The organism is Bradyrhizobium uaiense (assembly GCF_010811875.1).
Lineage (GTDB): Bacteria > Pseudomonadota > Alphaproteobacteria > Rhizobiales > Xanthobacteraceae > Bradyrhizobium > Bradyrhizobium uaiense.
The window spans coordinates 1-6,766 of record NZ_VKHP01000370.1 but is presented as its reverse complement, the minus strand read 5'-3'; the positions used below and the strand labels follow the sequence as shown (position 1 = coordinate 6,766).

The 6,766-nt window shown below is 66.9% G+C and carries 6 protein-coding genes; 4 read left to right on the top strand and 2 right to left on the bottom strand.

The window, feature by feature from the left end:
* The 4 genes from FNJ47_RS43850 to FNJ47_RS43835 all read left to right on the top strand — a co-directional run.
* Window positions 1-421 (top strand): ABC transporter permease (locus FNJ47_RS43850; protein WP_163162724.1); only part of this gene is annotated, 421 nt, incomplete at its 5' end.
* Between the two features lie 194 nt (window positions 422-615).
* Window positions 616-1,509: an ABC transporter permease subunit gene (locus tag FNJ47_RS43845; RefSeq protein WP_163162722.1), complete on the top strand. Its 894-nt coding sequence runs from the start codon at window positions 616-618 to the stop codon at window positions 1,507-1,509.
* The gene (locus FNJ47_RS43840; protein WP_163162720.1) at window positions 1,509-2,522 is read left to right on the top strand and encodes an ABC transporter ATP-binding protein; all 1,014 of its coding nucleotides are present in this window, start codon (window positions 1,509-1,511) and stop codon (window positions 2,520-2,522) included. The genes FNJ47_RS43845 and FNJ47_RS43840 overlap by 1 nt, the downstream gene beginning before the upstream one ends.
* Window positions 2,519-3,511: an ABC transporter ATP-binding protein gene (locus FNJ47_RS43835; protein ID WP_163162718.1), complete on the top strand. Its 993-nt coding sequence runs from the start codon at window positions 2,519-2,521 to the stop codon at window positions 3,509-3,511. The genes FNJ47_RS43840 and FNJ47_RS43835 overlap by 4 nt, the downstream gene beginning before the upstream one ends.
* A gap of 147 nt (window positions 3,512-3,658) precedes the next feature.
* Here FNJ47_RS43835 and FNJ47_RS43830 read toward each other — a convergent pair whose 3' ends face one another.
* Window positions 3,659-5,638: an acetyl/propionyl/methylcrotonyl-CoA carboxylase subunit alpha gene (locus tag FNJ47_RS43830; RefSeq protein ID WP_163162716.1), complete on the bottom strand. Its 1,980-nt coding sequence runs from the start codon at window positions 5,636-5,638 to the stop codon at window positions 3,659-3,661.
* The coding region (locus tag FNJ47_RS43825; protein ID WP_283811374.1) for an acyl-CoA carboxylase subunit beta at window positions 5,635-6,766 on the bottom strand (1,132 nt) is incomplete at its 5' end. The genes FNJ47_RS43830 and FNJ47_RS43825, both read right to left, overlap by 4 nt.

The window sequence follows — 6,766 nt, the reverse complement described above, 5'->3', positions numbered from 1 at the left end:
GGCTTTTACTATCTATGCGGTGCCGGCGATGGCGGTCGGCTTCCGCAGCGCGGCGCTGACCATGCGCATCACCCGCTCGTCCATGCTGGAAATCCTGCGCCAGGACTATATCCGCACCGCGCGCGCCAAGGGCGCCTCCGAGGCCTCCGTGAACTACCACCACGCGCTGAAGAATGCGGTGCTGCCTGTCATCACCGTGATCGGCATCGAGGCGGCGTTCCTGATCGGCGGCCTGATCGTGACCGAGACCGTGTTCAACATCCCCGGCATCGCCCGCTTCCTGGTCGAGGCGCTGCGCTGGCGCGATTACCCGATCGTGCAGAACCTCGTGATGTTCATCGCGGTTGTCGTGGTGATGGTGAACTTCATCGTCGACATGCTCTATGCGGCAATCGATCCGCGCATCCGGTTTGGAGACTAGCATGACAACGTTGGTCAAAAGCCGAGCCCAGCTCTCAACTCGCCCCGCTTGCGGGGAGAGGTCGGATCGCATCGGAGATGCGATCCGGGTGAGGGGGGCTCACCGCGAATCCAACTCCCACCGAGCTTGCGGAGACTCCCCCTCACCCCAACCCTCTCCCCGCAAGCGGGGCGAGGGGGAAAGAGACTAGCCGCGTGACGACGGTCAACTTCGACAGCGAACTGCGGCGCGCCGGGGCCAACGCCACCGGCGGCTGGGGACGGCTCGTCTTCCTCGCACAGCGCCACGTGCTCGGCACGATCGGCCTGATCATCATGCTGCTGTTCGTGCTGACCGCGATCTTCGCCGACGTCATCAGCCGCTACGATCCGCTCACCGTCGATTCCGCGCACCGGTTGGCCGCGCCCTCCATGCTGCACTGGTTCGGCACCGATTCCTTCGGCCGCGACGTCTGGAGCCGCATCATCCACGGCGCGCGGATCTCGCTTGCGGTCGGCATCGGCTCCGCGACCTTGGGCGCCACGCTCGGCGTGATCGTCGGCCTCACCTCCGGTTATCTCTCCGGCTGGGTCGATCTCGTGTTCCAGCGAGTGACCGACATCCTGCAATCGCTGCCGCTCCTGGTGCTCGCGCTTGTCATGACCGCGGCGCTCGGCCCGTCGCTGCCGAACGTGATCCTGGCGATCGCCATTCCCTTGATCCCGACCGTAGCCCGCGTGATCCGCGCCAACACGCTGGCGCTGCGCGAGCAGCCGTTTGTCGAGGCCGCCAAGTCGATCGGCATGAGCGAGACACGGATCGCGCTGCGCCACGTGCTGCCGAACACCGTCGCGCCGCTGATCGTGCTCGCGACTGCGCAACTCGGCTCGACCATCCTGACCGAGGCGTCGCTGTCGTTCCTCGGCCTCGGTATTCCCGAGCCTTATCCATCCTGGGGCCGCATGCTGTCGGAATCCGCCGCAGAATATGTCCGCACCGCGCCGTGGCTGGTGATCTTTCCCGGCATTGCGATCAGTCTCGCGGTGTTCGGCACCAACCTGTTCGGCGACGCGCTGCGTGACATCCTCGATCCGAGGCAGCGCGGCTGATGAGCGAGGCACTTCCGGCAGAAACGGTTCTCGATGTGAAGAACCTGCAGACGGTGTTCTTCACCAATTCCGGCCTGTTCCGCGCGGTCGACGACGTCTCGTTCACGGTCCGCCGCGGCGAGACGCTCGCGATCGTCGGCGAATCCGGCTGCGGCAAGAGCGTCAGCGCGCTCTCGATCATGCGCCTGGTGCCCGATCCGCCCGGCCGCATCGTCGGCGGCTCGGTGACGCTCGAAGGCACCGACCTCCTGAGGCTCAACGATGCCGCGATGCGCGCCATCAGGGGCAACCGCATCTCGATGATCTTCCAGGAGCCGATGACCTCGCTCAACCCGGTGATGCGGATCGGCGACCAGATCATCGAAGCGGTGCGGCTGCATCAGAAGGTGAGCAGCAAGGAAGCCCGGAAACAGGCCGTCGACATGCTGCGGCTGGTACGCATCCCCGAACCGGAGCGCCGCGCCCAGGAATATCCGCATCAGCTCTCCGGCGGCATGCGCCAGCGCGCCATGATCGCGATGGCGCTGGCCTGTCGGCCCGCACTCCTGATCGCGGACGAGCCGACCACGGCGCTCGACGTCACCATCCAGGCTCAGATCCTGGCGCTGATCGTCGACCTACAGCAGCGGCTCGGCACCGGGCTGATCCTGATCACCCATGACCTCGGCGTCGTCGCGCAGACCGCGCAGCGCGTGATCGTGATGTATGCCGGCAAGAAGGTCGAGGAGGCGACGGTCGAGTCGCTATTCGAGACGCCGCTGCATCCTTACACGCGCGGGCTGATGGCCTCGATGCCGGCCGTGATCGCGCTCGGCGCAGAGAGCGACGCGCGGCTGAACGAGATACCCGGCATGGTGCCGTCGCTGACCAACCTGCCGCCCGGCTGCGCTTTCGCGCCGCGCTGCAAGCTCGCGATCGACCGCTGCCGGCAAGAGTATCCGCCGCTCGACGAGGTCAAACCCAATCACTGGGCGGCATGCTGGCGCGCCGGCGAGATCGCGGAGGCGTCATGACCGAACAGCGTCCGCTCCTCGAGGTCACCGATCTCGTCAAGCACTATGCGGTGCGCGGCGGCGTGCTGCGTCGGCAGGTCGGCACCGTGCATGCGGTCGACGGCGTCAGCTTTGCGCTCGGCGCCGGCGAGACGCTCGGCCTGGTCGGTGAATCCGGCTGCGGCAAGTCGACGGTCGCGCGCACCGTGCTGCGGCTGGTCGAGCCGACCAGCGGCGCGATAAAGCTCGATGGCGAGGACATCGCTCCGCTGAGCAAGACCGCGCTGCGGCCATACCGCCGCTCGATGCAGATCGTGTTCCAGGATCCGTTCGCCTCGCTCAACCCGCGCATGACGGCCGGCGACATTGTCGGCGAGCCGCTGACCGTGCACGGCCTCGCGACCGGTGCAAAGAAGCAGGAGCGCGTCGCGGAGCTGTTCCAACAGGTTGGGCTGCGGCCCGACCAGATGAAGAATTTTCCGCATCAATTCTCCGGCGGCCAGCGCCAGCGCATCTGCATCGCGCGCGCGCTCTCGCTCGGGCCGCGGCTGATCGTCTGCGACGAGCCGGTGTCCGCGCTCGACGTCTCGATCCAGGCGCAGGTGATCAATCTTTTGATCGATCTGCAGCGCAAGCAGAATTTCTCCTATTTGTTCATCGCCCACGATCTCGCGGTCGTCGCCCATATCAGCCACCGCGTTGCCGTGATGTATCTCGGCCGCATCGTCGAGATCGCCGACAAGCACGAGCTGTTCGCCAACCCGCGCCATCCCTACGCCCAGGCGCTGCTGGCGTCGGTGCCGATCGCCGACCCGAAGGCCAGGCGCACCGCGCCCCTGATCGACGGCGACGTGCCGAGCCCGATCAACCCGCCCTCGGGCTGCGCCTTCCACACCCGCTGCCGCTATGCGATCGATCGCTGCAAGACCGAACGCCCGGCGCTGCAAGCGGCCGGCACCGCGCATCAGGTCGCGTGCTGGCTGAACGACGGGACGGGGCGTGGAGAATAATTTCATCGTCGTCCCGGCGAAGGCCGGGACCCATACGCCGCAGCCAAGGGAATGGGCAAGCGGTCAGAGATCGTCCCGTCAACAAACATTCGTGGTTATGGGTCCCGGCCTTCGCCGGGACGACAGTGCTTATGCGACGACATCGATCTACGCCGCCGCCTCGATCTCCACCACGATCTTCCCGGTCGTCACCTGTTCGCCCTCGGCGACATCGATCGACGAGACCGTGCCCGCGACGCCGGCGGTGTGGACATGCTCCATCTTCATCGCCTCCAACGTCATCACCGGCTGGCCGGCCGCGACCTTGTCGCCGGCCTTGACCAGCACCGCGACGACGCGGCCGTTCATGGCGGCGCGGACCTTGCCGTCGCCGCCGGTGGCGGACGCGCTCTCCGGCGGCGCGAGCGTGAGATCGCGGACCGACAGCGTAACGCCGCGATGCAGGATGTGGAGCCCATCGCCATCGCGCAGATATCTAGCCTGCTCCATCAGGCCATCGTGATGGAAGCGGATGCTGTCCTGGCCGAGCTCGTCGATCACGAAGCTGAAGCGATCGCCATTGCTGGTCGCGAGGTAGCTGCCGTCGCGCTCGCGGACGATCTCGATCTCCTGCACGCCGTGGCCGAGGTCGATCTGCAAGCCGAGCGGGAATGTCGCGGCCAGCGACCGCCCGCGCTGCCATGGCGGGGCGTGCGGATTGGTGACGTAGAGCAGCAGCGCCGCGAGCGCGAGGTCGCTGCCGCGATCGGGCCGCGGCGCCAGCAGCACGTCGCGGTGATTGCCGATGAAGGCTGTGGTCGCCTCACCCTTGGCGAAGACCGGATGGCGCAGGCAGTCGATCAGGAAACCCTGGTTAGTGGTGACGCCGAAGGCCGTGACCTGCTCCAGGGCAGAGATCAGCTTGCCGCGCGCTTCGTCGCGGGTGGCGCCGTGGCTGACGAACTTCGCGATCATCGAATCATAGAACGGTGGGATCTCCGAGCCGGACTGCAGCGCGTGCTCGACGCGGATACCCTCCGGCATCTGCCACCGCGCCATGGTTCCGGATTGCGGCATGAAGTCATGCCCGGCATCTTCCGAGCACAGCCGCACCTCGATCGCATGACCGGAGAAGGTGATGTCTTCCTGCCGCAAGCCAAGCGGCTCACCCCGGGCGACACGAAGCTGCAATTCGACCAGATCGAGCCCGGTGATCGCCTCGGTGACGGGATGCTCGACCTGCAGCCGCGTGTTCATTTCCATGAAGTAGAAATTGCCGGCACGATCGAGCAGGAATTCCAGTGTGCCGGCGCCCTCGTAGCCGATCGCCTTGACCGCCTGGACGGCGACCGCGCCCATCCGCGCGCGCAACTCCGGCGTCACCGCCGGCGACGGCGCCTCCTCGATCAGCTTCTGGTGCCGCCGCTGTACCGAGCAATCGCGCTCACCGAGATGGATGGCGTTGCCATGGCGATCGCCGAACACCTGGATCTCGACGTGGCGGGGATCGACGATCGCGCGCTCGAGGATGACGGTGGGATCGCCGAACGCGCCCTGTGCTTCCGATCGCGCGCTGCGCAGCGCATCGGGAAACGCCGCGGCGTCCGCGACGAGGCGCATGCCGCGGCCGCCGCCGCCGGCGACCGCCTTGATCATGACCGGAAAACCAATGGACTTGGCTTCCGCGAGCATCACCGCATTGCTCTGGTCGGCGCCTTGATAGCCGGGCACGCAGGGCACGCCAGCTTCTCTCATGATGTCCTTGGCGCCGGCCTTGTTGCCCATCGCCAGGATCGCTTCCGGCGACGGGCCGATGAACGCGAGCCCGGCATCGCGGCAGGCCTGCGCAAAGTTCTCGTTCTCGGCGAGGAAGCCATAGCCGGGATGCACGGCGCCGGCGCCGCTTGCCTTGGCGGCTGCGATGATCGCGTCGATCTTCAGATAGGATTGGGCCGGCAGCGCCTCGCCGATCCGTACCGCCTGGTCGGCCTCGCGGACATGCAGCGCATCGCGGTCGGCGTCCGAATAGACGGCGACGACGCCATAGCCGAGCCGCCGCGCCGAGCGCATAATGCGCAGCGCGATCTCGCCGCGGTTGGCGATCAGGATCTTGAAGAACGGTGTCCGCTTCACGATGGCACCGCTCATGGCCGTGCCACCGAGAACTGCATGCGCTGCGGGGTGCGTGCCTCGGCCTCGCGGCAGATCGAAAGCACCTCGGAGAGCACCGTCCGCGTATCGCGCGGATCGATCACGCCGTCGTCGAGCACCCGGGCGCTGGTCGAGAACACGTCCATCTGACTGTCGAACACGCCGGTGATCTGCGCCTTCATCGCCTCCAGCTTCTCCTTCTCGATCGGCTTGCCGCGCCGCGCCGCCGCAGCTTCAGTGACGATCGCCATGGTTTCGGCGGCCTGCTCGCCGCCCATCACGGCGGTCTTGGCGTTGGGCCAGGAAAAGCAGAAGCGCGGATGGAAGCCGCGGCCGCACATACCGTAATTGCCGGCGCCGAACGAGGCGCCGCAATACAGCGTGATCTGCGGCACCGTCGCCGAGGTCACCGCCTGGATCATCTTCGAGCCGTGCTTGATCATGCCGGCCTCTTCATAGGCTCGGCCCACCATGTAGCCGGTGGTGTTGTTCATGTAGAGGATCGGCGTGCGCGACTGGCAGCAGGCCTGGATGAAATGCGTCGCCTTGTTGGCCCCGGGCACGTCGAGCGGTCCGTTGTTGGTGATGATGCCGATCGCCTGCCCTTCGATGCGTGCATGGCCGCAGACCGTCGCGGGGCCGTAATTGGCGCCGAACTCGGTGAAGTCGGAATCATCGATGAAGCGTGCGATCGCCTGCCGCATGTCGACGGGCCGTTTGTGGTCCATCGGCATGATGCCGAGCAGTTCTTCGGCGGAATAGCGCGGCGGCTTGAATGTAGCCGATTCCGGCGCCGGCCGATCCCAAGGCAGCTTGGCCATGATCTCGCGCGCGATGCGCAGCGCATCGCGGTCGTCCTCGGCGAGGTAATCGCCGAGGCCGGAGATTTGGGTGTGCATCTCGGCGCCGCCGAGCTCCTCCTCGGTCGCGATCTCGCCGGTGGCGGCCTTGAGCAGCGGCGGCCCGGCGAGGAACGCGCGGGTGCGGCCGCGCACCATCACGATGTAGTCGGCCAGCCGGTCGGTTGCGAGGATGCCGAGCCCGCCGCCATTGGTGAGGATCGCGAGCCGGTTGCCGCGCGGGACGAAGCCACGACCGAGCAGCTCGGCGCAATCGAACAGCTGG

Bases quoted from the DNA above. Each gene is read 5' to 3' on its own strand.
- FNJ47_RS43840 (WP_163162720.1), top strand. From the start codon at position 1,509: ATGAGCGAGGCACTTCCGGCAGAAACGGTTCTCGATGTGAAGAACCTG.
- FNJ47_RS43835 (WP_163162718.1), top strand. From the start codon at position 2,519: ATGACCGAACAGCGTCCGCTCCTCGAGGTCACCGATCTCGTCAAGCAC.
- FNJ47_RS43830 (WP_163162716.1), bottom strand. From the start codon at position 5,638: ATGAGCGGTGCCATCGTGAAGCGGACACCGTTCTTCAAGATCCTGATC.